The 1,060-nt window shown below is 41.0% G+C and carries 1 protein-coding gene; it reads left to right on the forward strand.

Features of this window, described 5'->3' with window-relative positions; genetic code table 11:
• Positions 1-159 precede the first annotated feature (159 nt).
• Positions 160-1,050 carry a DDE-type integrase/transposase/recombinase gene (locus DW015_RS05990; RefSeq protein ID WP_242993229.1) on the forward strand — a complete coding sequence of 297 codons (891 nt, stop codon included), beginning with the start codon at positions 160-162 and terminating at the stop codon, positions 1,048-1,050.
• Positions 1,051-1,060: the final 10 nt, after the last annotated feature.

Genomic DNA, 1,060 nt, shown 5'->3' on the forward strand with positions numbered 1-1,060 from the left:
TGTAGTGCTACAATAGATATTGGACAAAATTAAGAAAAAAGAAAAGAGAGATAGACAAAAATCTGATAAAATAAAGTTACCACACCAAATTCAAATCAGAAAGGAAGCCTATCTCTCATGAATAGTATAACACAAGATATGAAGTTTCGTCAATCCTTAATGAATTACGCAAAGAAATATGGAGTGAGCCGAGCGAGCAGAAAATACAATAAATCACGTTCATATATATATTTCTGGCTGAAACGCTGGGACGGAAGTGTGGAGTCCCTTGCAGTTAAATCACGCCGACCGCATCATCATCCCAATGAGCATACCAAGGAAGAAATAGATCTTATCAAAAGGTATCACAAACGGAACCCGACACTTGAGCTTCCCGAACTATGGCATCGTCTCAGGAAACAAGGGTATACACGCTGTCTTGAAAGTCTTTACAGGGTTATGAAAAAACTAGGAATGCTTCCGAAAAAGCCGAAGAAAGCGACGTATAAACCAAAGCCATACGAGCAGATGACATACCCCGGAGAACGTGTTCAGGTGGACGTAAAGGTAGTTCCGAGAAAGTGTATAGCTGACCCAGAGATGAAGCTGTACCAATACACGGCGATCGATGAGTATACCAGGATAAGATTTTTATACGGATATGAGGAGCAAAGCACCTATTCTTCAGCAGACTTTGTAAAAAGGCTGGTGAAATGGTACAAACGCAGAGGAATAACGGTGAAATGTATTCAGACCGACAATGGATTTGAATTTACTAACCGCTTTTCGCCAAGCAAAAGAGACAAGAAAACGCTGTTTGAGAATACGCTCTCACAACTTGGCATTGAACACAAACTCATTCGTCCATATACGCCTAGGCACAATGGCAAAGTAGAGCGCAGTCACCGAGAAGATCACAACAAATTCTATTCGTGCCATAGGTTTTATTCCTGCGACGACTTAAACGTGCAGCTAGCTGCACGTTTAAGTCGAACAAACAACCGTCCTATGCGTCCCCTCAAATGGTTTTCGCCTATCGAATTTCTTAATAATAGTGTCCAATATGATTGACAAACCTACA

The organism is Ruminococcus sp. AF37-20, assembly GCF_003460465.1.
Lineage (GTDB): Bacteria > Bacillota > Clostridia > Oscillospirales > Ruminococcaceae > Hominimerdicola > Hominimerdicola aceti.